The following is a 25,426-nucleotide window of genomic DNA, read 5'->3' as shown; positions in this document are numbered from 1 at the left end:
GACAAGCTCAGGGCATACCCGAGCTTACAGAGATTCAAAATAACGATACCTTTTTTAGTCCGTTATTTACTCCCGGATAATTTTTATAACACCACCCTTATCCAGTTTTATGATGCTGGATGGTTTCGGATGTCCCATTTCTTCCCATCGATAGCCCACTACGTAATCGACCATGGACTTAAGTTCTTCTGTGATCTCACTGTAATTTGCCGGCGAAGGTTGTCCACTGATATTGGCCGATGTAGAAACAATCGCCTTACGGAACTGTTGACAAAGCCGTTTTGAGAATTCTTCATTCGTTACCCGGATACCCACGCTACCATCTTCGGCAATCAGGTTAGGTGCCAGGTTTCGCGCACCGGAGTAGATGATCGTCAACGGTTTATCTGCCACTTCAATCAAATCCCATGCCACTTCAGGCACATCCTGCACATAGAAGTCTACCTTTACAGGAGAATCTACCAACACAAGCATCGCCTTACTGTCCGAGCGCTGCTTAATCTCATACACACGCCGCACAGCTTCTTCGTTGGTGGCGTCACAACCTATTCCCCAAATGGTGTCGGTGGGGTACAGAATGACTCCGCCTTCGTTCATCACTTGACAGGCTTTTTTAATATCTTCTATCATTTCTTGGTGTATAAATACAGTGATTAACACGCAAAAGTACTATTTTTGCACGGATTAATAGAAAAGTTTAAGAGAAAACAATGGAAGAAATTCAATTTAACCACAGCCTGCCCATACAACTACGATTTAATGATGTCGATAAGTTCGGCCACGTAAACAATACGGTTTATTTCTCTTTCTATGATTTGGGAAAAACCGAGTATTTTGCCTCCGTATGCCCGGACGTCGATTGGGAGAAAGACGGCATTGTCGTCGTACACATAGAAGCGAACTTCCTTGCACAGATTTATGGCTCGGATCATATCGCAGTACAAACCGCCGTTACTGAAATCGGCACTAAAAGTTTTCACCTCGCACAGCGGGTGATTGATACGGAAACACAGGAAGTAAAATGTGTCTGTACTTCGGTGATGGTAACCTTTGATCTTGAAAAGCATGAGTCTAAACCTCTGGAAGAGGAATGGATCAATGCGATTTGCAAATACGAAGGAAAGGATTTGAGAAAGAAAAAATAAACAATCTCTCGAAATACAAGAAGTCCCTTTCACTGTGCTACTCCTTAATTCATAAAGGAGAGTACATGAAAGGGAATCATAAAACCACTAATATTATGAAAAACCAAAAGAACTCATTCGCTCCATTGCTGCAAGCCGGTTGCTCTGCAATCTTATTTATTAGCTGCTTACTACCCTGGTTAAACCTCACATCTCCACAAGAGGCTTTGCAAGGAAAATTTAGTCTCATAAATATGCCTCTTCAAACAATGAATGATGCAGGAGTAATAACTAACATCCTCCCTCCTTCAGGTTCTATTTTCGACTATTATAGAATTCCACTCTATATTATCCTATTCTCCATTTTCATCAACGTATTTATTCAACCCATAAAGAGGATTCCCTTCTTTACATTTTATTCATGTATTATTCCAACATGCTTCAGTTATTTCTTTTGGACAAGAGTAGCAGACTGTGGAAATTATCTTGAGTGCACAGGTATAGGACTTTATTTAACTAATATATTCGGTACAATTGCCATCATCGTAGCACTAACAGAGGTAGGGCAAAATTTCCAGATACATGAAAAGCTATTCAGTTTCTGCAAAATATGGAGTATTGTGAGTCTTGTATTTCCAATACTTCTGATTATTTTTTCCGGCCATCTGAGGATGCAGACTGCTGATGGTAATGTGATTCAGAAAATACTACTTTTCTTAATGGCGATAATTTCCTTTATCTGGATAGTAGGAATCATACAAATTCCATTCTTGATTTATGCTAAGATAGTGAGCTTATTGGCAGAGAAAAGAAGAAGAATAAACGGATCATCAAATCAACACCAAATTGCATAAATCACAAGACAAATGTTTTTTTTCCCTTCTTTTAGTAACAAGTACTTCACGCAAATAACCTCTTCCAGAAAACTACATCTGCAATTTTAGAGATTTACATCATCTGTTTGCTTGAAACAGATGATGTATTTACCCCAAACGCACCATCTATTTACCCCAAACGCATAGTCTTTTTTTTCTCTAAACAAATGCCAAGGCTACACCCTTTGCTCCAAAAGGTGACCCCATAACCGTAAAAGGGTGACGCCATCCTCCCAAAAGGGTGTAGCCCTTCCAATATTCAAGCGATATTTTTCTATTTCGGAGGAAACGGGCAGACAAACAAAAACAGCATTCCGAAAGAACATACAAGAATATTATATCTTTAAGCACACAAACACCCACCTTCTTCTTTACCAAATATCACAAAATATTCATTCCATCGTCCACATTGCATTTCCCCGACAGAAATTCCTTGCATTTTTCCTCAGCCCACCATCATCTGTATTCAAAGAAAGGAATGTAGCGCAACAGAAATTACATTTTGTCATTTTGTCAAGTTCCTCCTCCGATACATATTTACTACTCTATCCCTACTGAATCTGCCTCTTTTTTCATAAATTTGCCCCCATTATGGAACAGCAACAATCATCTTTCAAAGAAAAGGAACGTACAGACCTGCGCGAGCCGCAGCATTTCAAGGTGATCATCTATAACGATGACTTCACCACAATGGAGTTTGTCGTCAAAATACTTACCACCATATTCTTTAAATCGGCAGCAGAAGCGGAAACGCTGATGCTACAGGTACATAAGAGTCAATCGGCAGTGGTGGGCATCTATACATACGACATTGCACAATCGAAGGTACAGAAAGCCACCCGTATGGCACGCGAAGAAAATTTTCCACTCCGGCTCACCGTTGCGCCGGAAGAAGAATAAGAATTAGGAGAAGATTATGGATATACAAAATACAGTGCATGTGAACAGCGCATTCACCTTTGCACAAAAAAAGGCGATATCGTATCGCCATGAATTTATCACACCTGAGCATTTGCTGAGTGCATTTCTGGAACAGAGTCCCTTTGCCAGTGCCTTAAATATGTGTTTCTGCGATACCCAAGAACTTGCTTTCTCTTTAGAGAATTATTTCACGAAAGAACTGGAAAGTGTTCCCGCAGACATGGATTATGAACTGGAAGTTTCAACCCAGCTCAACGAACTGATACAACATGCCTATCTGATGATAGACTATTCAAGTGCTGAAGCATTGAACGTCCCCCATTTAGTGCAAAGCATGCTTCAGCTCAAAGACTCCTGGGCATGCCATATTCTGAAAGAAACTCTTGAAGAAGATCTACCCGAATTTATCAGCCAACTCATCTCCCGATATGAAGAAGTGGAGGAAGAAGATGACCTGCAAACCTCTCCACAGGAAAAAAGCGAACCCTGGCGAAGCTTTGTAACTTGTCTGAATGACTGTCTGCAAGACCACAATCCACTCATCGGACGGGAAGCTGAACTGGAACGAACCATCCAGGTGCTCTGTCGCAAAGAGAAAAACAATCCGCTGCATGTAGGCGAACCGGGCGTTGGCAAAACCTCCCTCGCTTACGGACTCGCTGCCCGCATCGAAGCACGTGAGGTCCCCGAACGACTCCTCGACTGCCGTATCTATGAACTGGATTTAGGTACCCTACTGGCAGGTACGCAATACCGGGGTGACTTTGAAAAACGCCTGAAAACCATTATGGAAGGTGTCCGCAATGAAGGACGTGCCATCATCTATATCGACGAGATACACAATCTGATAGGTGCCGGACGTACAGGAGACGGCTCCATGGATGCATCCAATATGCTGAAACCTTATCTGGAAAGCGGAGACATCCGTTTCATCGGCTCTACCACTTACGAGGAATACAACCGTTACTTCGCCCGCAGCAAAGGATTGGTGCGCCGCTTCCAACAAATAGATATACTTGAACCGAGCATTGAGGAAACCATCCATATTGTAGAAGGACTGAAAGAAAAATATGAAGAATTTCATGGAGTAACCTACCAGCCCGATGTAATCCCTTACGCCGTCAAAGCGAGTGTCCGCTATATCAGCGACCGTTTTCTGCCCGACAAGGCTATCGACCTGGTGGATGAAGCAGGAGCTTACCGTGAAATTCACCCTATACCCTCCGGAGAGCAAATTGTGGACAAGACATTGATAACCGATGTACTCGCCCGCATCTGCAAAGTAGATGCACTCGCCATGAAAGAAGAAGATACCACCTCACTGGAAACTTTGCATGCACGTATCAGTGCCAAAATTTACGGTCAGGAAGAGGCAGTGCGTCAAGTAGTGGAAGCCGTACAAATGTCAAAAGCCGGGCTGCTGGATGAAAACAAACCGTTGGCAAGCCTGCTCTTCGTCGGTCCTACCGGAGTAGGTAAAACCGAAGTAGCCAAAGTGCTGGCCTCCGAACTGGGTATTTCCCTGCAACGTTTCGATATGAGCGAATATACCGAGAAGCATACCGTAGCCAAATTAATCGGTTCACCCGCCGGATATGTAGGCTATGAAGACGGTGGTTTATTAACCGATGCCATCCGCAAAACTCCCAACTGCGTACTGCTGCTTGATGAAATAGAGAAAGCCCATCCCGATGTATTCAATATTCTGCTACAAGTAATGGACTATGCTGTTCTTACGGATAATAAGGGACGAAAAGCCGACTGCCGCCACGTGGTACTTATCATGACCTCAAATGCCGGTGCACAATTTGCCCGTCAGGCATCCATCGGATTCAGCAGTCAGATTACAGCCGGGGAAGCCATGTTGAAACAAGTCAAGAAAACTTTCAAGCCTGAGTTTATCAACCGCCTGTCCGCTACTGTCGTTTTCCACGATATGAGTCGGGAAATGGCCTCACTTATCCTCGACAAGAAGCTTGGGGAACTAAGCAGCAAGCTTGCCGCACGCCAGATAGAGATGGAACTGAGCCCGGAAGCCCGCAACTGGTTATTGCAACGTGGATTCCTGCCCGAATATGGCGCCCGCGAAATGGACCGTGTGATAGCTTCGCATCTGAAACCACTCCTGATGCGCGAAATCTTATTCGGTCCCTTTAAATCCGGTGGTAAAACTTGCATACGGGTAGACAAAGATCAGTTAATCCTACAACTCTCTACAAAGTAATATTATGGTCTTTGCACTAACTGACGAAATTACATTTCCCGATCCGCGCTACGGCGATCCGGACGGATTGCTGGCAGTGGGCGGTGATCTGTCGACCGACCGCCTCATCCTGGCTTACTCCAACGGGATATTCCCCTGGTACACTTTTCAGGAGGGAATGATACAATGGTGGTGCCCGCTGGAACGCTTCGTCATTTTCCCCGACGAAGTCCATATCTCCCACTCCATGCGGACGCTTATAAACAAAGGGAAGTACGATGTCACCATCAATCAGGCTTTCGATGAAGTCATCCGTAAGTGCGGAGAACTGAGGATGGATATGGAAGGTGCCTGGCTCGGTCCGGAGATGATAGAGGCTTACACACTTCTGCATGAACAGGGCTTTGCCGCCAGCGTAGAAATATGGGAAGGGGAACAGTTAGTAGGCGGACTCTATGGAGTCACCTTGGGGCGCTGCTTTTTCGGTGAAAGTATGTTTTCACTGGTTCCCAGTGCATCCAAGTTAGCCCTCATCCACTTGGCACAATTCTTCGGAGAACATGGCGGCGTACTGATAGACTGCCAGTTCGAAACTCCCCATCTGAAATCAATGGGAGGAAGATATATCAGCTACAAAGAATATATGGAGCTTTTGCAATCATAACTACCTTCGCTGGTCACACCAACGTAAATTGCAAATGCTCATCCGTACTGCGTCCCTCATCGTATGCGAAGCCCTCCCATGTAAACGCTTTCAAGTCTTCGGAATTTTCAATGCGATTTTTAATAATATAGCGTAGCATTTCTCCGCGGCACATCTTGGCATATATCACAATTGTCTTTAGCTGCCCGCCTTTCCATACCTGGAATTCGGGAGTAATGACACGGACTTCTTCTTTTACTCGCTTCCAGTCGAACAGATCTCTCATCTCACCACTGGCAAGATTAACGAGTATGCCACCCTGCCGTTTGATATCCTCTATAAAATAATCCGTCAGCAAAGGTTTCCAGTAATCAAACATACTCATCCCTCCCCTTTCAGGCAGGCGTATATCTCCTTCCATACGATAAGGTTTTATCCCGTCCAGCGGACGAAGCAGTCCGTACAGAAAGGAAGTGATGCGCATGTGTTCCTGAGCGTAACGAAAATCATCTTCGGAAAAATCTTTCGGTACTATACGTTTGAACACCGCACCGGTATAGGCACAGATAGCGGGCATCGCAGAATTTACCTCCGAAAAGAAATCCTGATAGCGCAGATAATTCTCAGCGGCAATCTTGGAATTTATGCGTAACAGACGTTCCAGGTCAGCAGCAGAAAATTGCCCCATATCCAAGACATTCTGTACTGCTTCCGCCTGAAAATGCGGAACGGTTATTTCAGGGACTCCTACAGATGTGCGTGCCGTCATCGTTTTGGCACAAGAGATGAATGTCAACATATCACGTTCTAAGTTTTTTTGGGAAACAAAGATAATGCAAATCGAATGTAGAACTTTCATGCTCGCATGAAAAAGTTTTGCGCAAAGTTTTTCTGTATAATCTTCCTCTGTTTCCATACTTTTTCGTACTTTTCGCCTTGTTGGAAAAATATAGGCTTTTCCCGAGAGAAACGAAACCTCTTCCAACCACGAGACTGAAAAAAGGAAAAAACAATATATAAAATGACTCACAAATGGAATTATCAACCCATTACACCCGAACAGGCAGAGACAAGCCAAAAGTTGGCCCAAGAATTAGGGATTAGCCCGATTCTTGGCGGATTATTGGTGCAGCGGGGAATAACGAAGGCACAGGATGCCAAGAAGTTTTTCCGCCCGCAGTTGCCCGACTTGCACGACCCATTCCTGATGAAAGACATGGATGTGGCCGTGGAGCGCCTTAATAAGGCAATGGGAAAGAAAGAGCGTATTCTGATTTATGGTGATTATGATGTAGACGGCACTACCGCAGTGGCACTGGTCTACAAGTTTATTCAACAGTTCTATTCGAACATTGACTATTACATCCCCGACCGCTACAACGAAGGTTACGGGGTATCTACCAAAGGGGTAGACTATGCCGCAGAAACCGGTGTAGGATTGATTATCGTACTGGATTGCGGCATCAAAGCTGTAGAGGAGATAACCTATGCCAAAGAAAAAGGCATTGACTTTATCATCTGCGACCACCATGTGCCCGACGATGTACTTCCACCTGCCGCCGCTATCCTGAACGCCAAGCGTTTAGATAATACGTATCCTTACGAGCACCTTTCCGGTTGCGGCGTAGGCTTCAAATTCATGCAGGCATTCGCCATCAGCAATGGCATCGAGTTCCATCACCTCATTCCACTGCTTGACCTGGTTGCCGTAAGCATCGCTTCGGACATTGTTCCCATCATGGGAGAAAACCGGATACTTGCTTTCCACGGATTGAAGCAGTTGAACAGTAATCCCAGCGTAGGTTTAAAAGCGATTATCGACGTATGCGGACTGACGGAAAAAGATATTACCGTCAGCGACATCGTATTCAAGATAGGCCCGCGCATCAATGCCTCCGGACGTATCCAGAACGGAAAAGAAGCCGTCGACCTGCTGACTGAGAAGGATTTTTCCATGGCTTTGGAAAAAGCCAATCAAATCAATCAATACAACGAAACCCGGAAAGATCTCGATAAGACCATGACCGAGGAAGCCAACCAGATTGTAGCTGACCTGGAAGGACTTGCCGAACGCCGTTCTATCGTGTTATACAACGAAGATTGGCACAAAGGTGTTATCGGTATCGTTGCCTCTCGCCTGACGGAAATTTATTATCGCCCCGCGGTAGTGCTGACCCGTACGGATGATATGGCAACAGGTTCCGCCCGTTCCGTATCCGGCTTTGACGTGTATAAGGCGATTGAATATTGCCGTGATCTGCTGGAAAATTTCGGTGGTCATACCTATGCAGCCGGTCTTTCGATGAAAGTGGAGAATGTTCCCGCCTTTACCAAACGCTTCGAGGAATTCGTTTCACAGAACATCCTACCGGAACAGACAAGTGCGGTCATAAATATCGATGCAGAGATAGATTTCAGGGATATTTCTCCGAAATTCTTTAGTGACCTGAAGAAATTCAATCCTTATGGTCCGGATAATCCGAAACCGATATTCTGTACGCATAATGTCTATGATTACGGTACCAGCAAAGTAGTGGGGCGCGACCAAGAGCATATCAAATTGGAACTGGTAGACAACAAATCGAATAATGTAATGAACGGCATCGCCTTCGGACAAAGTTCGCACGTACGCTTCATCAAGACCAAGCGTTCGTTTGATATCTGCTACACCATTGAAGAAAATACCCATAAACGGGGCGAGGTACAGTTGCAGATAGAGGATATTCAACCTAATTAATAAATTGGAAGTTGAGAGTTAAGTTATGTAGTATAACTCAACTCTCAACTTCCAATCCTTCGTATTATGACTGCGCAGCTCAACTCCCAACCTTCAACTCCCTACTCTCAAATTCTCAAAGAATACTGGGGATATGATAACTTCCGGGGCATACAGGAAGACATCATCAATAGCATTGGCGAAGGCAGAGACACCCTGGGGCTGATGCCTACGGGCGGCGGAAAGTCCATCACATTCCAAGTGCCTGCACTTGCCAAAGAGGGGCTTTGCATAGTTATTACTCCCCTGATTTCTCTGATGAAAGACCAAGTGCAGAACCTGAAAAAAAGAGGAATCAAAGCACTTGCCATCTACTCCGGAATGTCCCGGCAAGAGATTATCGTCACGCTGGAAAACTGTATTTTCGGCAATTATAAATTCCTGTATATATCGCCCGAACGGTTGGATACGGAAATCTTCCGCACCAAGCTACGGAAAATGAACGTCAGCATGATAACCGTTGACGAGAGCCATTGCATTTCACAATGGGGATATGATTTCCGTCCTGCCTATCTGAAAATAGCCGAAATACGTGATCTCCTACCCGGTGTCCCTGTGCTGGCACTGACTGCAACCGCTACTCCGGAAGTCGTGAAGGACATCCAGGCGCGGCTGTGCTTCCAGCAGGAAAATGTTTTCCGCATGAGTTTTGAACGGAAGAACCTTGCCTACATAGTCCGCAAAACAGAAAATAAGACCGGAGAACTTCTTCACATCCTACGCCGTATGCCGGGTAGCGCCATTATTTATGTACGCAATCGTCGGCGAACCAAAGAAATCACCGAACTTTTAATTAACGAAAAGATTACCGCCGACTTCTACCACGCCGGTCTGGACGATGCCACCAAGGATATACGTCAGCATCGCTGGCAGACAGGCGAGAGCCGTGTAATGGTTGCTACCAACGCTTTCGGTATGGGTATCGACAAGCCCGATGTACGTATCGTAATCCACCTCGATTTGCCGGACTCTCCCGAAGCCTATTTTCAGGAAGCAGGACGTGCAGGACGTGACGGTAACAAAGCGTATGCTGTCATCCTCTATGCCAAATCGGATAAAGTTACCCTTCATAAACGCATCCCGGACACCTTCCCGGAGAAAGACTACATCAAACAGGTGTACGAACATCTGCAATATTATTACCAAATGGCAATGGGAGACGGTTTGGGATGTGTCAGAGAATTTAATCTGGAAGATTTTTGCCGGAAATTCAAATACTTCCCTGTACCTGCCGACAGTGCATTGAAAATTCTGACGCAAGCAGGATATCTGGAATATACCGATGAACAGGACAATGCCTCCCGTCTTTACTTCACCGTCCGCCGTGATGAACTGTATAAATTACGCGAACTGGGAGAGGATATGGACAAACTTATTCAAATCGTTCTGCGCTCTTACACCGGAGTATTCACGGATTACACCTTTATCAACGAGAATTCACTTGCCGTACGTAGCGGATTAACGCGACAACGGGTGTACGACTTACTGATACGTCTATCCAAGATGCGCGTCATCGACTATATTCCACATAAAAAGACACCTTATATCATATACACACGCGAACGCGTAGACAGGCAACATCTGCAAATCTCCCGCAGTATATACGAGGAGCGTAAAGAACGTTATGAAGCCCGCATTCAGGCAATGGTAGATTATGTAACGACCGAAACCGTTTGCCGCAGCCGTATGCTTCTACGCTATTTCGGAGAGAAGAATGAACATAACTGTGGAATATGCGATGTCTGCCTCAGCCACCGTGCCGAGACTCCCGGGCTTTCCTCCCAACAAATAAAAGAAGAAATTAAAGAATTGCTTTGCAAGCAACCTCTGACACCTGCCGATATTGCCTCACAAATAGAAGCAGATAAAGAAATCATCTCTCAATGCATCCGCGAATTGCTGGAAGATGAAGATCTGAAGGCGGAGAACGGCATCATAAGCCTGAAGGCATAAGAAAGGGCGTACAGTGAAGCACGCCCTTCTCCTTATTATATAATAAGAATTATTCCGTTACTGCCGGTTTCTCAATACCTTCGCTGGTTGCACGTTCTTCCATACGCTGAATACGGGCATCCAAATCAGGATGAGTAGAGAACAGTTGATTCAGCTTACTACTTTTCTGTGCACCGGCTTCCTCCTGCAATTTCTTCAGCTTTTGGAAAGATAAAGCCATTGCCCAGGGATTCTTACCATGACTTTTCAGGAATTCATATCCATAGTCATCAGCACTTCTCTCCTGCTTCTGTGAGTATGTAGAGTTTACCAGAGCCTCACCCAGGCCACCCAACTGAGAATCAGACAACTTAGCTGCCGTACCACCTTGTGAAGAAATGCCATCCTTCAAAGCTGAAGTCAGCAATGCCGTACGGAAACCATTCTTAGAGTCCTTGTGTGCCACGTGACCTACTTCATGACCGATTACACCCAGCAATTCATCATCCGTCATGATATCCATCAAAGACGAGAAAATGCGCACACTACCGTCAGCACAAGCAAATGCATTGACATCTATCACATAATAAACCTTGAAATTCAAAGGGATTCCCTCTACATCCGTCAAGCCTTCAGTCAGCTTTTTCAGACGAATTGTATACTCATTATCGTCAGCACATACCTGATTATGTGTATCCATCCAGTCGATATACTCTTTTACATATTCTGCCATCTGAGCATCAGTCAAAGTCACAGCTTTAACAGCTTTAGCCGCACCTTTCAGTGCCTTTACATTAAACTGAGCCATTGCAGGTATTGTCACGGCCATACATAACATAAAGAAGGCCCACTTCATGATTTTTTTTTCATTCTTGTGTTTTTAATTTAGAAATGATGATTAATTAATATAATTGGTAAATGTATCGCAAAAGAACAAATTTTAAATGATATCATCAATAATAACACGGATGTTTTTTCTTTTTAGACGGAGTTCTTGGTATGGAAACAAGATTTTTATGTAAGTTTGCAAAAAGAATAAAAACAAAACACCTAAGAAATACAGATTATGGGATTCTTTAAATCTTTCTTCTCCGGCAAACAAGAGAAACCGGAAACTGAGAAACAGAAAAACGATCAAAAGAACTTCGAGATATTCAAGTATGACGGCATGCGTGCACAACGCATGGGTCGTCCTGATTATGCAATCAAATGCTTCACGGAAGCCCTTGCCCTTCAGGAAGACTTTGAAACCATGAGCTATCTGAGCCAGGTTTACATTCAAACCAATGCCCTCAGCGAAGCACATGAACTGCTGGAACGCATGGCAAAACAGGAACCGGACCACACCTCCACTTTCCTCACCCTTGCCAACGTATGCTACCTGCAAGAAGACTACCAGGCAATGGCAGACGCCGCACAAAAAGCTATTGAAATAGAAGAAGGAAATGCCATGGCACACTATCTTCTGGGCAGAGCCAAGCAAGGTATGGACGACGGTATCATGAGCATCGCCCATCTCACCAAAGCCATCGTACTGAAAGACGACTTCACCGAAGCCCGCCTGCTGCGTGCCGAAGCCTTAATCAAGATGCAGCAATACAAGGAAGCTACCGAAGATATCGACGCTATTCTCTCCCAAGATCCCGATGAAGAAGCTGCATTACTGCTCCGCGGTAAAGTGAAAGAAGCAGCGGGACAGCAGGAAGAAGCCGAAACCGATTATCGCTATGTAACAGAATTGAATCCATTCAACGAACAGGCTTTTCTTTGCCTGGGACAACTTTATATCGTCCAGAAGAAGTATCCCGAAGCTATCGCACTCTTTGACGAAGCCATCGAACTGAACCCTAATTTCGCACAAGCCTATCATGAACGTGGTCGCGCTAAATTGCTGAATGGTGACACGGCAGGCTCTGCAGAAGATATGAAGAAAGGATTGGAGTTGAACCCCAAAGAAATCCAAGGTATCAGCGGACAATATGACAATCAGCCAAGACAAACGGACGTTTTAGGATTGTAGCGCCATGAAAAGCGGCCTCTTTATACTCATTGTATGCCTTCTTTTTCCTGCCTACGTCTGTGCAGACACTTCTAAACATGCTTTAGAGGAAAACAGGAAATTGCTTCACTCTTTAGATAGCCTGCTGGAACAGCAGAATCTATTTGTCAGAGTAAAAGAGGAGCGCATCAAGCAATTGAAAATGCAGTATAGCCGGGTCAAAGATGTGAAGGAACTCTATGCCATGAATAGAATGGTCTATTTGGAGTATCGGGTTTATGATGCGGATTCCGCCCTGCATTACATCAACAAGAACATACAACTGGCACAACAGACCAACAACCGTACCTGGGAAGTGGTCTCTTTGCTCGAACAATCATTTGTCCTCACCTCCTCCGGGTTACTGACCGAAGCCTTGAAAGCCGTCAGTGACATTCAACCGGAAGAATTACCCCAAAATCTCCGTTCCGAGTATTTTGGCAGGTTATGTACACTCTATTCCCGCCTGCGGGATTACTCCAGTGAGAACTCCCAACTGTCGGAACATTACAATAATCTCCAAAAAGCTTTCCGAGACTCGGTATACCTCACAGCCACTCCCGACGAATTGCGCTACTGGAACTGCCGGGCATGGCTCTACCTGGGAACCCCGGAAATAGAACCCGTCAAACAGGCATTTGAGGAAAACAAGCAAACATTGTCTAACGACAGCCGCAAATATTCTATAGCTACTTATAATCTCTCCGCCATTTACCGGAGTGAAAACAACGAGAGCAAATATCTGGAGAACCTCATTCTTTCGGCTATGGCAGACATACGGTCTGTCAACGGAGATATCGGCTCTTTGCAGGAAATAGCGGAATACCTATTTAAGCATGGAGAAATAGACCGCGCCTATAACTACATCCTCTATTGTTCCCAAAAAGCCATGCTTTTCCACAACCGGGTACGAATAGTCAAAATGTCTCATTTGCAAAACCAAATCTACAAAGCGTACCAGGAACAGAGCCGTACACAGCAAAAGCGTCTTCAAGCCTCCCTGATTGCCGTCAGTTTCTTATTTCTCGTACTGATCGGTGCCTTCCTGTTCATCCGCAAGCAAATGCGCCGGCTAAAAGAAGCCAACTTGAAGTTAGACAGTACAAACCAGAAGCTGTCCGTCAATATGGATGCCCTCTCTACGGCACATCAACGCCTGGAAGAAGTAAACATACAGCTAAAAGACTTGAATACGCAATTACAGGAAGTCAACGACCAGTTGCGGGAATCTAATTACGTAAAAGAAGAATATATCGGCTATGTATTCAACATCTGTTCCACCTACATCAGTAAGCTGGAAGAGTTTCGCAAGAACATCAACCGGAAACTGAAAGTAGGCCAGATAGAAGATGTAAAAGCAATGACGGACTCTTCCGCAACAGCCTCCAACGAACTGAAAGAGTTCTACCAGAATTTCGATACCATCTTCCTGCATCTCTATCCCGATTTTGTAGGTGACTTCAACGCCTTACTGCTACCCGAAGAGCGCATCGAACTGAAAGAAGGCGAACTGCTTAATACCGAACTGCGCATACATGCCTTGATAAGACTCGGCATCACAGACAGCGTGAAGATAGCGGACTTCCTCCATTGTTCCGCACAAACGGTTTATAACAACCGGCTTCGCACCCGGAATAAATCCATTATCCCGAAAGAAGATTTTATAAATGCAGTGAAAAAGCTCGGAAAATACAAAGCGTAAGCTCTGCTCTCTACTACCGATTCCACTTAAAGAGTTTACTTCCGAGCCTCTCACTCTCAGGAAATAACTCTAATAATCAAACACTTATCAGTTTTAACAGTTTACTTCGCCTGTTTACCTCGCAGAGTAAGTAACCCTTATTGCGCATACCTTTGCCACAGAGATCCAAACTAAAAACTTATGTTAACTATTAAACGAATCATGAAGAACAAAAGAAAAGAAAAACGCTCATGCAGACTCATTCTTGCCTGCTGCGCTTTGTTACTGTTCATTTCGGTAAATGCATTTGCACAACAGCAAGTCACTGTTACCGGAAATGTGAAAGATGAAAAGGGAGAACCCATCATCGGAGCTAATGTCATTGTGAAAGGCACTGGTACAGGAAGTGTCACCAATGTAGAAGGAGACTTTTCATTGGCAAATGTACAGAATGGCAGCACTCTTGAAATCTCTTTTATCGGCTATCTGAACCAGGATGTGAAAGTCAACGGCACGAAACCCGTCAGCATTATCCTGAAGGAAGACACTAAGATGCTGGATGAGGTAGTAGTGGTAGGTTATGGTGTGCAGCGCAAGTCGGATATGACAGGTGCAGTTGCTTCCGTAAATACCAAAACACTGGAGAACCGCCCGCAGACCAACATCATCCAATCTTTGCAAGGTGCCGTACCGGGCCTGAATATCTCAGTGACCGGAACCAATGCGGAAGGCTCTTCCACCAAAACCCGCATCCGCGGCGAGAACTCCATCACAGCAGACAACAAGCCACTGGTTATTTTGGATGGTATTCCCTTTGATGGTCCCTGGTCCGAAATCAATCCGAACGATATCGAATCCATTGAAGTATTGAAAGATGCTTCTTCGGCTGCCATCTATGGTGCCCGCGGTTCGAACGGTGTCATCCTCATCAGCTCCAAGAGAGGTGAAAAAGGCAAACTGACCGTATCCTACGACACCTACATCACCATTGACAATCCCATTAACTTCCCCAACCTCATGAATGGAGCTGAATTCTGGAAGTATAAGACGGAAGCATTGAAAGATGCTAATACCACCCCGCCCACTGAAAGCAATCCCGAACCGTGGATGGGATCTATGACCGCCACAGAATTGCGTATGCACGAAGCCGGCATGGATACCGACTGGCTGGACCTGGCAACCCGCACCGGTTTCAAGCAGCAGCACAACATCTCTTTCCGTGGTGGCGTCAACAAGACCAACTATTTTGTCTCACTGAACTATACCGATGTGAAAGGTACTGCCGTAGGCAACCAATTCAAACGCTACAACATCCGTTTCAACCTCGACCAGGAGTTCACTTCCTGGTTTAAATTCTCTACCAGCACCCAGTTGGGACGCTACGACCGAAGCGGCAGCAGTGCTTCTTTCTCCAGAGCATTCCGTATGAATCCCCTGGCAGAAGCTTATGACGAAGAAGGCAACATCCGTTCCGCCGCCTGGGAAGATTCCAGCGAAGCTTTCTCTGTAAACCCCTTAAGCAGCCTCAACAACAAGAGCAACGACATACGCTCTAAAGTCATCACCAACAACGTGGTAGAAATAAAGTTGCCGTTCGTCCCCGGACTCAGCTATAAGCTCAATACCGGCTATACGTACCAAAACAGCAGCTGGAAACAGTACCAAGGAATGGACACTTACTACGGCGCACGCTCCAATGGTATTCTGAACACCGACGACTGGCACTCACAAGAGTGGATTCTGGAAAACATCATCACTTATACCCGTGAATTCGGCAAGCACCGCATCTTCTTCACCGGTCTGTATTCTGCACAAAGCTACGAGAAAGAAGGCAACGGAATGGAAGGCAAAGACTTTCCGAACGACGTGATGTACTATTACCAGATATCCAAAGCCGCCACCATGTCCGGCAGTTCCAGCTATACCAAGCAAAACCATATCTCTCAGATGGCACGTCTGAACTACTCATACGACAGCCGTTACCTATTGACACTGACTGCACGCCGTGACGGTTACTCCGCATTCGGTAGCCAATCCAAGTTCGGTATATTCCCTTCCATGGCTATCGGCTGGAACATTTCCAATGAACATTTCTTCCAGGCAAGCCCATTAGCAAAAGTGGTGAACAACCTGAAATACCGCCTATCATGGGGTAAGAACGGCAACGAAGCGGTAGGTGCCTACACTACATTGCCCGACCTTTCCACCTTCAATTATCTGAAAGACGACCATACTCCCAACTACGGTTTCTATCCTTCCAAGCTGGCTTCTCCCTCACTGGGATGGGAAACTACACAATCCATCAATACCGGTATCGACTTCCAACTGTGGAACGGACGTATCCAGGGAACATTCGACATGTACTGGTCGAAGACAAGCGACCTGTTACTGAACCGCTCCATCCCCACCATCAACGGTACGGGAAACATTACCGAGAATATCGGTGAGACCAAGAATCGCGGTTTAGAGTTGCAGATTACCTCCAACAACATTGCCAAGAAAGATTTCGACTGGTCCACTACCTTCAACCTGTCTCACTACAAGACAAAGATCGTGAATGTAGGTCTCTACGATGCCAACGGCAACCCTATGGATGACATCGGTTCCAGGTGGTTCATCGGCCAACCTATCAGCGTGAACTATGACTACCGCTTCATCGGTATCTGGCAGATCACCGACCCGTCTAACCCGAACGGACAGCAAGACCCGAACTATCGCTACTCCATCCCCGGATATATGAAGTATCATGACAAGGATGGTGTGAACGACATCACCCCGGCAGACAAAGAAATCATCGGCTCGGCAATCCCTAAAGTAACAATGGGTATGACGAATACTTTCCGCTACAAGAATGTCAGTCTGAGCGTATTCCTCAATGCCCAACTGGGACAGACAGCCAATAACTGGCTTTACGACGTATCTCACAACTCCTATCGCCAGAACCGCCTCATGGTAGACTTCTGGACACCGGAGAATCCTACCAACAAGTACCCGAAAAACTCACTGGATACTTCTGTAAACCCGATGAGCGCAGGTTTCTACGAAAAGACCGACTTCCTCCGTGTGCAGGATGTCACGCTGGCCTACCGTGTTCCTCAGCGTTGGTTAAAGAAGATTTCCCTGAACCGCCTCGAAGTATATATGAACATCAAAAACCTGGCAACCTGGACAAGCTGGACCGGCCTCGACCCGGAATTTATCAGCGACCAACAGTCCACTCCGCAGGTACGTTCATTCACATTCGGTCTGAAACTTGATTTATAAACCGCTAAAACAAAGAGAAACAGTATGAAAAAGCTAAAATATACACTGATAGCACTGCTCGTGCTCTGCATGACCGGATGCAATGAATCCAGTTTTCTGAAAGAAGATCCGCGTGCTTCACTCTATCCCGAAAACCTGTTAGTAGATTACAGCGGGTTCCAATCCATGGTAACCAGCCTCTACGGAATGATGCGTAACGAATACCGGCGTGCCGATGCGCTCGGTGGTGGTCTGCCGCTCGTTCTGCACTCTGCATGGGGTTGTGGTGTGGATAATTCATGGAGTAATAATTCTCACAGCGACTTTAAATACATGTACTATCCGTCGCAAATCAACCAGACGGACTTACGGATATTCCAGAACATCTTCCAATGGTGTTACCGTATCATCAATACAGCAAACATGGTGATTTCACGCGCCGAAGGCAGTGGTATCGACTGGAAAGGAACCGAAACCGAAGCTGCCGCCCACAAGAATAAGATCATCGCACAGGCCCGCTTCTTCCGCGCATGGGCTTACCGTCATCTGACGTATTCATTCGGTGCCGTACCTTTGTCCACCGAAGAAATTACAGGTATGAACTACCGTAACGACTGGGAGCGCAATTCTGTAGAATCCATCCGTGAAGTCATGGAGCAGGACTTTGTTTTCGCCATGAACAATTTACCGTTGCGTGAAGAAAACAACAGCAAGATTTCAGGAGCCATGGCACGCCATTATCTGGGTGAACTATACCTGGCAATGGACCAGCCCTCCAAGGCAGTCGAAGTTTTGAAGCCACTGGCAGAAGGTTCCGAATACAGTTTGATAACCAACCGTTTCGGCAAGAACTCCGCCAATCCCGGCTGTCCGTTTATCGACGTATTCCGCACACCGATGTATGCGGACGGAAACACAGAGGTTTTATACGCTTTTGTCAACACGGAACCGGAAAACAGTGCTTTCGGTACAGCCGAAGTTTACATGAAGAGTACGTATAAGAACTATTACTCCAACGACGGTGTCATCAACAAGAGCAATAAGTACGATCCCGACTATACAAGCGGTGCAGCCACTTGGCCTCAGGTGTTCTGGATAAACAACGGTGGTAAAGGTGCCGGACGTTGCGTGCCTTCAAGAGGTGCTTTCCGTCTCTACAACTATAAAGATCAGGGAACTCAGGACGACCGTGTATCCGATTATGCAGTGGTATGGACTATTAACGAGAAGGGGGCCGACGGCAAGATTACGGAATTCCTTAACAACGGTAAGATGGTGGTAGACACCACTGTAACCGCCGCTATGCTGGATGATAATAAGACAACCATCAAGAAGTATAACTGGCCCACTACCCGCAAATGGGATTACGTGGCACCGTTGCTGGCAAATGGTGACAAGGATGGATGTTATCAGGATATTGTTTATCTCCGCCTCGCCGACACGTACTTGCTTTATGCGGAAGCCTTGCTGAAAAACAACCAGGCAGGTGAAGCCATCAAATGGATTAACAAGGTACGCAATCGTTCCAATGCAGTCAGCATCACAGAAGCCGAACTCACCGCAGGAGGCGTAGATTTCATTCTGGACGAACGCAGTCGTGAACTTCTTTCTGAAGAAGAACGCCGCCACACCCTGATTCGCGTAAGTCAGGAGAAAGGTGGAGATGAACGTGATGTGAACAATTACTTCAAACGTCGTATGCGACAATTGAATGAGATTGCAGGACGCGAGGCACGAGGCATGAATTCGTATGATACGCCTGTGTTGTTCCCGATTCCGCAAGAGTTCATTGATTCCAATACAGGTCGCCAGTTGGAGAATAATCCGGGGTACTTATAAAAGAACGGTACGGAAATGAACGAAATGATAATTTAGCGAAATGAAGAACTAAGAATGAAGAATTTGGCTGCGGCTATGCAAGCATGCCGCAAGGTAATTCTTCATTCTTCATTCTTAGTTCTTCATTAAATTATCATTTAAAATCACTCCTCAAAAAACAATTTATAACCCAGAACCAATCAGATTATGTCAGTCGTAGCCTTCCTCCTCTGTATATTGGTGACCACCGTCACCGCTATTTACCTCTACCGGAAACTGAACCCGCAAGGAGTTTTGATGCTGGCCGGACTTGTGATGTTGACATTCGCCCTCATTCTCAATGTCCAACCCATCATTCCGGATAAATCCACCGGCAGCGTTGTTTTCGATTTGGTGAAAGTGGTGGAAGAAACATTCATCAGCAACCTGTCCCGTGCAGGACTGATGATTATGACCATCGGCGGCTATGTAGCCTTTATGAATCACATTAAAGCCACCAATGCCCTGGTGCACATCTCCATGAAACCGTTGGGTTTCTTTCGCCGTTATCCCTACCTGGCAGCTACTGTCACCATTCCCATCGGCCAGTTGCTCTTTATCACTACCCCCTCGGCAGCCGGATTAGGACTCTTGCTTGTCGCCTCCGTTTACCCCGTCCTCATCGGATTGGGAGTAAGCCGCCTCACCGCATTATCCGTCATTGCCGCCGCAACGCTGTTCGACCAGGGCCCCGGCTCGGCAAACACAGCCCTTGCCGCCGAACTTATCGACCAGACCAACGTAGCTTATTTCATTACCCACCAACTCCCATTGGTTATCCCTACCACCTTGGTAGTCATGACCCTGTTTTACTTCAACAATAGGTATTTCGATAAAAAAGAAGCCGCCAGGCAGAGTGCGGAAAATAGTGAAACAACAGAAGTCCCGCAGACCTCTGCCAAACCTGATATCCCATTAATATTCGCCATGCTCCCCATACTTCCGCTTGCGCTTCTCATTGTATTTTCGCCCTATGTGGGCCTGTTCCAGCCTCCCATAACGCTCAATACAACGACTGCCATGCTATTTTCCCTCTTTGTCTCACTCGTATTCGTAGGTTGCCACACACGCAATATGCGGAAAACCTTTGACGCCTTCTCCAGCTTCTGGAAAGGGATGGGAAATGTCTTCGGAAGTGTCGTGACACTGATTGTTGCCTCCGAGATATTCTCCAAAGGACTGATTAGCCTCGGCTTCATCGACTCACTGGTAGATTACTCCACGCATATAGGACTTTCCGGCATTGCCATCGCAGCAGTCTTCGCCCTGATAATCTTCTGTGCGGCCATGCTGATGGGAAGCGGAAACGCGGCTTTCTTCTCGTTCGGCCCGTTGCTGCCCGGAATTGCCGGACAGTTGGGTATGCCTGCCTATTCCCTCGTGCTTCCTTTGCAGTTATCCGCCAGTATGGGGCGTGCCGCATCTCCCATAGCGGGTATCATTGTCGCCATTGCCGGCGTGGCGGGTGTATCGCCCATTGAACTGGCAAAGAGAAATACCCTGCCCCTTATAGGCAGCATTCTATTCCTGATAGCTTATCATTTCATAACACTATAAAACAACTCCGAATCATGTTCACACTCATTAAAAATGCAAACTTATACTCTCCGGAACATCTTGGCATGAACGACGTTCTGCTGGCAGATGATAAAATAGCCCTCATAGACCGGAAGATAGAACTGACCGGTATTCCATTTGATACCATAGACGCCGGCGGGTGCGCCGTCACCCCCGGCTTTATCGACCAGCACGTCCACATCACCGGTGGCGGCGGACAAACCGGCTATGCTTCTTTAGTCCCCGACGTCTCCATGAGCGAACTGGTGGCTTGCGGAACCACCACCGTGGTAGGACTACTCGGCACAGACGGTTTCGTAAAAGAACTGACCACCCTTTATGCTAAAACCAAAGCCCTGGAAGATGACGGCCTCAGCGCCTACATGCTTACCAGTTTCTACGGATTGCCTCCCAAAACACTGATGTCCTGCGTAGCCGACGATCTCATCTTCATCGACAAAGTGATCGGTTGCAAACTTGCCATGAGTGACGACCGCAGCGCTCTCCCCACCAAACTGGAGATACTGCGCCTCATCAACCAAGTACGCCTCGGCGGTTTCACTTCCGGCAAAGGAGGTATCCTGCATATTCATCTGGGAGCCTTACCCGACGGTATCACCCCGTTGCTGGACATCGCCCGCAAATATCCCACGCTGATTCCCTATCTCTCGCCTACCCACCTGATACGCACGGAAGCTTTATTCTGGCAAGCCGTAGAATTTGCCTGCATGGGTGGTATGGTAGATTTCTCCACCGGAGGAACCAAATTCGACGCTCCCCATCGCTGCGTCATGAAAGCCCTCGAAGCCCATGTACCCCTCGACCGCATCACCTTCTCCAGTGACGGCCGTGGCGGAGTGCGCCGTACCAATCCCGAAACAAAAGAAACGACCTATCGCCCCGCTCCCCTGCACCTCAACTTGCAGGAGATGACATTGCTCGTAAAAGAAGGTCTGTTGCCTCTGGAACAGGCACTGACCCTTATCACCAGCAATCCGGCACGCAACCTCAAACTGCGTACCAAAGGCAGAATAGCCATCGGTTTCGATGCTGACCTCTGTTTCCTTGATTCCGAACTTCAACTGACACACGTCATAGCACGCGGCAAACTCGTCCTAAAAGACAAGGAAGTCATTAAAAAAGGGAGGTATGAAGAATGAAAAGACTGATTCTATTTTTTGCCATTGTCTTTCTGGGCGCCGGACTCCGTGCCGCCTCCGTGCTTCCCGTGGGTGAAGGCAAGTTCACCTACAAAGACTATCCGCCTTTTGCCGACCGTCCGGTAGATGTGCACTATTACATTCCGGCTTCGGGCGATGTACGCCGGATGCCCATTGTCTTTGTCTTTGAAGGTGCCGACCGCGGTTTCACTTATCTGCTCAAAGCCTGGAAGCAGGAGGCAGAGAAGCATAAATTCATGGTTTTCATTCCCCACTTCGATCTGGAAAGGTTTCCTTTGCCCGATTATCAGGAAGTCGGTGTCATGGACGACAAAGATCATACGATACGTCCGGCTGAAAAGCGAACTCCGGCACTGGTTGATAAAATCTTCGAGTACGTCCGCCAATCTTCAGGTAGTGAACGGAAAGGATATATGATTTACGGTCACTCAGCCGGAGGGCAGTTTGTGCAGCGTTTCATGCTTTTCCATGACAGCCCGTATGTGGAGAAAGCTGTTATCGGCAGTCCGGGATGGTACACTTTCCCCGATGCTTCGCAAGATTTTCCCTACGGAGTACGCAACATTCCGTATGTCACCCCTGAAACAATCAAGAAGTATCTTGCCAAACCGATTATCCTCCAACTGGCTACGGGAGATACCATCCGCGAATCATATTTAAGGAAAACTCCCGAAGCCGAAGCACAGGGATGCAACCGTTACGAGCGCGGTAACCAGTTCTACCAATACCTCCACCGGATAGCAGCCGAACACAACTGGCCCTGCAACTGGCAGAAAATAGAAGAACAAGGCATCGGACACCACTCCACCGGAATGAGCAAACGTGCCATTCCTGTCATGTTGGGAGACTCCCTACGTGCACTGTTCATAGGCAACAGCTACACGCAATACAACCGTTTAGTCCGACAAGTGCAGACCCTTGCCGCCTCCACCGGTCACAAGCTTTCTGTTAAATTAGTGGAACACGGCGGCTGGACATTGAAGAAACATGCCGCCAACCCTGAAACCCTGGATGCCATCCGTGAAGGAAACTGGGATTTCGTCATCCTGCAAGACCAAAGTAAAGCGCCTGCCCGTGAAAAAGAATGGGTGCGGGAGAATGTGTACAAGCCTGCCCACTCCCTCGACAGCCTGCGCCGCCTCTACAATCCGAAAGGAAAAACCGTCTTCTACATGACCTGGGGACACGACATCGATACGTATGCCGAAATGCAGCAACGACTGGCTGAAAGTTATTTGGAGATGACCGCGCAACTGAATGCCTGGTGTGCCCCCGTCGGTATCGCCTGGAAGCGTGTCCGCACGGAAAATCCAAGCATCACGCTTTACAATAACGATCACAGCCACCCTTCCCGACAGGGTTCTTATCTTGTCGCCAATGTATTCTGTAGCGTATTTTTTCAGAAACCCTATACAGGCACTTATTATGCCGGACTGCCCGAAGAGGAAGCGCTCTATCTGCAACGTATTGCGCAAGAAACCGTATTCAGCAACCCTTCTCTCTGGAATATCCAGCCCACGGTGCAGCCGGAAGAGGTAACCCGCCGTTTCTATCCCGAACCGGAACAGCAATATTCCACTCCCACCCTCGGCAAGCCGCTTGAAGAAGGTCTGGCTTCCTTGTTCGAGATAAACAGATATTTGAAGGATTTAGCCGACAAGCATCCCGGTAAGGTTACGCTGTCCGATATAGGAAAGACTCCACAGGGCAGGGATATCCCCGTGCTCTATTTCGGAACTCCCAACGAGAAAAAGAAAATAAGGGTCTGGATACAGGCAGGACTGCACGGCAACGAACCTGCCGGCCCCGAAGCAGCCTGCATGCTTGCCGATTATTTACTGAATACGCCCGAAGGTGCCGAACTATTGAAAAAGGTTTCTCTTGCGCTTGTACCCGTAGCCAATACAGATGGTTATGCCATGCAAAGCCGTAAATCGGGTAGTGGGTATGATTTGAACCGGGATCAAAGTAAACTTGCCGATCCGGTGACTCTTCTTCTTAAAAAAGCGTACAAGGAATGGAATCCCGAAATAGCGCTGGACATCCACGAATTCAATCCTTTCCGCAAGGAATTTGAATTACTGCGGGGTACTAATGCAGCTACGGCCGCCGATGTCCTTTTCCTACCCAGCGGGCATTTGAATATCCCTGCCGGAATACGTACACTTTCCAACGGCTTATTCCGTGAAGAAGCAGAGAAGGCATTGGAGGCTAACGGTTATCATTCAGGCTTTTACTTTACACCCAGTGTCAGGAATGATAGTTTGTATGCAATGAAAGATGCCAAGAGCCCGCAATCCAGTTCCACATTTCAGGGACTCACCAATACGGTATCTCTATTCATAGAAATCCGTGGAATAGGATTGGGAAGAACGTGTTTTGCCCGTCGTGCAGAATGTGGTTTTCTGGTATCCCGCAGTCTTTTGGAAACGGCGGCACTTCATTCAAAAGAAGTAAGAAGTGAGATACGAAAGGCAGTGAAAGAGACTTGCAGCGGAAAGAGTGATATATTCGTCACTTTTCAATCTGCACGGACAGAGCTTCCCGTTACTTTTATTGACCTTGCTAAAAACGAACGTTTTACGAAGACTCTGCCTACCTTCGATGCACTTCAACTGAAAGCTGAGTTAGTACGCAAACGTCCCAAAGCATATATTCTGCCGAATACCTGCCGGATGCAAGCAGAGAAATTGCGGGCTTTAGGAATAGAGGTAGAAGAGATAGGAAAAACCTTCACAGCCACCGTAGAGAAGTATATGGTTACCGGATACAAGAAAGCTACCAAGGAATGGGAAAAGATTTATCCGGTCACAGTATCTACACGGATGGAAAAGGAAAAGAAGAGCTTCCCGGCAGGTTGTTTCATCATTCGTCTTTCACAGAAGAATGCGAACCTTGCGGTAACGCTGTTAGAACCGGAGTCCGTGAATGGCTTTGTCAATTTCGAAGTGGTTCATACGGAGTTGAGGAAAGAGTTGCCGATATACAGGAAAGGTTTCTAACTCCATTCCGATTCATTACACATCAAATCGATTAATTCTTTTTTGATGGGTTTTGAACAAAGAGTGATAAGGCGGTAAAGTGATAAGGTGATAGCGGGATAACGCTCTGTGATATATAGCGCAGCCACTTTATCACCCTATCACCTTACCGCCTTATCACTCTTTTTCCTCCTTTCTTTTCATTATGAATCTGTTTCAACTTCTGATTCGCATGATTAGTTTGCACGTCTAAGCGTAACCAATTTCAAGTGATGCCTGAATTAATTGTTTTCGCTCCATCAATTAAGTTTTTTTCATGCAAGAAAATTAATTATTGCACTGTAGGAAGTTAATTGATGCACAGCTTGAAGTTAGTTATTCCTAATCAGAACAACCGCATCAAAAGTTTGATTC

General features: G+C 46.5%; 17 protein-coding genes. 14 read left to right on the top strand and 3 right to left on the bottom strand.

Annotated elements, in window-relative coordinates; all coding sequences use genetic code 11:
* Positions 1 to 66: 66 nt before the first annotated feature.
* A complete protein-coding gene (locus BN161_RS11535; protein WP_044266226.1) occupies positions 67 to 630 on the bottom strand; it encodes an L-threonylcarbamoyladenylate synthase in 564 nt (187 codons plus the stop codon).
* A gap of 80 nt (positions 631 to 710) precedes the next feature.
* Between BN161_RS11535 and BN161_RS11530 the strand changes: the two genes are divergently transcribed.
* The 5 genes from BN161_RS11530 (at position 711) to aat (ending at position 5,787) form a co-directional block, all read left to right on the top strand.
* On the top strand, positions 711 to 1,145 hold the full coding sequence (locus BN161_RS11530; protein ID WP_044266225.1) for an acyl-CoA thioesterase: 435 nt from the start codon (positions 711 to 713) through the stop codon (positions 1,143 to 1,145).
* Between the two features lie 95 nt (positions 1,146 to 1,240).
* Entirely contained in the window at positions 1,241 to 1,978 is a 738-nt protein-coding gene (locus BN161_RS11525; protein ID WP_125910796.1) for a hypothetical protein, read from the top strand.
* 612 nt (positions 1,979 to 2,590) lie between these two features.
* The gene (locus BN161_RS11520) at positions 2,591 to 2,899 is read left to right on the top strand and encodes an ATP-dependent Clp protease adaptor ClpS (protein WP_025725925.1); all 309 of its coding nucleotides are present in this window, start codon (positions 2,591 to 2,593) and stop codon (positions 2,897 to 2,899) included.
* Between the two features lie 16 nt (positions 2,900 to 2,915).
* Positions 2,916 to 5,144, top strand: a complete 2,229-nt coding sequence (locus BN161_RS11515; protein WP_044266220.1) for an AAA family ATPase — start codon at positions 2,916 to 2,918, stop codon at positions 5,142 to 5,144.
* A 4-nt stretch (positions 5,145 to 5,148) separates the two neighbouring features.
* Entirely contained in the window at positions 5,149 to 5,787 is a 639-nt protein-coding gene (gene aat, locus BN161_RS11510) for a leucyl/phenylalanyl-tRNA--protein transferase (protein ID WP_044266217.1), read from the top strand.
* Between the two features lie 13 nt (positions 5,788 to 5,800).
* Here aat and yaaA read toward each other — a convergent pair whose 3' ends face one another.
* Entirely contained in the window at positions 5,801 to 6,565 is a 765-nt protein-coding gene (gene yaaA, locus BN161_RS11505) for a peroxide stress protein YaaA (protein WP_044266280.1), read from the bottom strand.
* A 222-nt stretch (positions 6,566 to 6,787) separates the two neighbouring features.
* Here yaaA and recJ point away from each other — a divergent pair, with 222 nt between their 5' ends.
* Together recJ and BN161_RS11495 are read left to right on the top strand one after the other, a co-directional pair.
* Positions 6,788 to 8,503, top strand: coding sequence for a single-stranded-DNA-specific exonuclease RecJ (gene recJ, locus BN161_RS11500; RefSeq protein WP_044266215.1), 1,716 nt, complete (start codon positions 6,788 to 6,790; stop codon positions 8,501 to 8,503).
* A gap of 66 nt (positions 8,504 to 8,569) precedes the next feature.
* The gene (locus BN161_RS11495; protein ID WP_044266213.1) at positions 8,570 to 10,495 is read left to right on the top strand and encodes a RecQ family ATP-dependent DNA helicase; all 1,926 of its coding nucleotides are present in this window, start codon (positions 8,570 to 8,572) and stop codon (positions 10,493 to 10,495) included.
* A 49-nt stretch (positions 10,496 to 10,544) separates the two neighbouring features.
* Here BN161_RS11495 and BN161_RS11490 read toward each other — a convergent pair whose 3' ends face one another.
* Positions 10,545 to 11,330, bottom strand: a complete 786-nt coding sequence (locus BN161_RS11490) for a M48 family metallopeptidase (RefSeq protein ID WP_044266210.1) — start codon at positions 11,328 to 11,330, stop codon at positions 10,545 to 10,547.
* A 207-nt stretch (positions 11,331 to 11,537) separates the two neighbouring features.
* Between BN161_RS11490 and BN161_RS11485 the strand changes: the two genes are divergently transcribed.
* The 7 genes from BN161_RS11485 to BN161_RS11455 all read left to right on the top strand — a co-directional run bounded on the left by BN161_RS11485 (position 11,538) and on the right by BN161_RS11455 (position 25,033).
* Positions 11,538 to 12,494, top strand: coding sequence for a tetratricopeptide repeat protein (locus BN161_RS11485; protein ID WP_181991735.1), 957 nt, complete (start codon positions 11,538 to 11,540; stop codon positions 12,492 to 12,494).
* A gap of 4 nt (positions 12,495 to 12,498) precedes the next feature.
* A complete protein-coding gene (locus BN161_RS11480) occupies positions 12,499 to 14,214 on the top strand; it encodes a DUF6377 domain-containing protein (protein WP_044266207.1) in 1,716 nt (571 codons plus the stop codon).
* Positions 14,215 to 14,415: 201 nt separating this feature from the next.
* Positions 14,416 to 17,457, top strand: a complete 3,042-nt coding sequence (locus tag BN161_RS11475; RefSeq protein WP_244436474.1) for a SusC/RagA family TonB-linked outer membrane protein — start codon at positions 14,416 to 14,418, stop codon at positions 17,455 to 17,457.
* Between the two features lie 24 nt (positions 17,458 to 17,481).
* On the top strand, positions 17,482 to 19,275 hold the full coding sequence (locus BN161_RS11470) for a RagB/SusD family nutrient uptake outer membrane protein (protein WP_044266202.1): 1,794 nt from the start codon (positions 17,482 to 17,484) through the stop codon (positions 19,273 to 19,275).
* A 186-nt stretch (positions 19,276 to 19,461) separates the two neighbouring features.
* Positions 19,462 to 20,850, top strand: coding sequence for a C4-dicarboxylate transporter DcuC (gene dcuC / locus BN161_RS11465; protein WP_044266196.1), 1,389 nt, complete (start codon positions 19,462 to 19,464; stop codon positions 20,848 to 20,850).
* Between the two features lie 14 nt (positions 20,851 to 20,864).
* On the top strand, positions 20,865 to 22,010 hold the full coding sequence (gene iadA / locus BN161_RS11460; RefSeq protein ID WP_044266193.1) for a beta-aspartyl-peptidase: 1,146 nt from the start codon (positions 20,865 to 20,867) through the stop codon (positions 22,008 to 22,010).
* Positions 22,007 to 25,033, top strand: coding sequence for a M14 family zinc carboxypeptidase (locus BN161_RS11455; protein ID WP_044266190.1), 3,027 nt, complete (start codon positions 22,007 to 22,009; stop codon positions 25,031 to 25,033). Before iadA ends, BN161_RS11455 begins: the two co-directional genes overlap by 4 nt.
* Positions 25,034 to 25,426: the final 393 nt, after the last annotated feature.

Source organism: Bacteroides timonensis, assembly GCF_000513195.1.
Taxonomy (GTDB): Bacteria; Bacteroidota; Bacteroidia; order Bacteroidales; family Bacteroidaceae; genus Bacteroides; species Bacteroides timonensis.
The sequence above is the reverse complement of the archived record's forward strand: the minus strand, read 5'-3'. Positions and strand labels throughout refer to the sequence as shown.

Excerpts from the sequence above, each read along its gene's own strand:
- BN161_RS11535 (WP_044266226.1), bottom strand. The coding sequence starts at position 630 with ATGATAGAAGATATTAAAAAAGCCTGTCAAGTGATGAACGAAGGCGGA.
- BN161_RS11475 (WP_244436474.1), top strand. The coding sequence starts at position 14,416 with ATGAAGAACAAAAGAAAAGAAAAACGCTCATGCAGACTCATTCTTGCC.
- aat (WP_044266217.1), top strand. The coding sequence starts at position 5,149 with ATGGTCTTTGCACTAACTGACGAAATTACATTTCCCGATCCGCGCTAC.
- BN161_RS11470 (WP_044266202.1), top strand. The coding sequence starts at position 17,482 with ATGAAAAAGCTAAAATATACACTGATAGCACTGCTCGTGCTCTGCATG.
- BN161_RS11480 (WP_044266207.1), top strand. The coding sequence starts at position 12,499 with ATGAAAAGCGGCCTCTTTATACTCATTGTATGCCTTCTTTTTCCTGCC.
- dcuC (WP_044266196.1), top strand. The coding sequence starts at position 19,462 with ATGTCAGTCGTAGCCTTCCTCCTCTGTATATTGGTGACCACCGTCACC.
- BN161_RS11490 (WP_044266210.1), bottom strand. The coding sequence starts at position 11,330 with ATGAAGTGGGCCTTCTTTATGTTATGTATGGCCGTGACAATACCTGCA.
- recJ (WP_044266215.1), top strand. The coding sequence starts at position 6,788 with ATGACTCACAAATGGAATTATCAACCCATTACACCCGAACAGGCAGAG.
- BN161_RS11530 (WP_044266225.1), top strand. The coding sequence starts at position 711 with ATGGAAGAAATTCAATTTAACCACAGCCTGCCCATACAACTACGATTT.
- BN161_RS11495 (WP_044266213.1), top strand. The coding sequence starts at position 8,570 with ATGACTGCGCAGCTCAACTCCCAACCTTCAACTCCCTACTCTCAAATT.
- BN161_RS11515 (WP_044266220.1), top strand. The coding sequence starts at position 2,916 with ATGGATATACAAAATACAGTGCATGTGAACAGCGCATTCACCTTTGCA.
- BN161_RS11525 (WP_125910796.1), top strand. The coding sequence starts at position 1,241 with ATGAAAAACCAAAAGAACTCATTCGCTCCATTGCTGCAAGCCGGTTGC.
- yaaA (WP_044266280.1), bottom strand. The coding sequence starts at position 6,565 with ATGTTGACATTCATCTCTTGTGCCAAAACGATGACGGCACGCACATCT.
- BN161_RS11520 (WP_025725925.1), top strand. The coding sequence starts at position 2,591 with ATGGAACAGCAACAATCATCTTTCAAAGAAAAGGAACGTACAGACCTG.
- iadA (WP_044266193.1), top strand. The coding sequence starts at position 20,865 with ATGTTCACACTCATTAAAAATGCAAACTTATACTCTCCGGAACATCTT.
- BN161_RS11455 (WP_044266190.1), top strand. The coding sequence starts at position 22,007 with ATGAAAAGACTGATTCTATTTTTTGCCATTGTCTTTCTGGGCGCCGGA.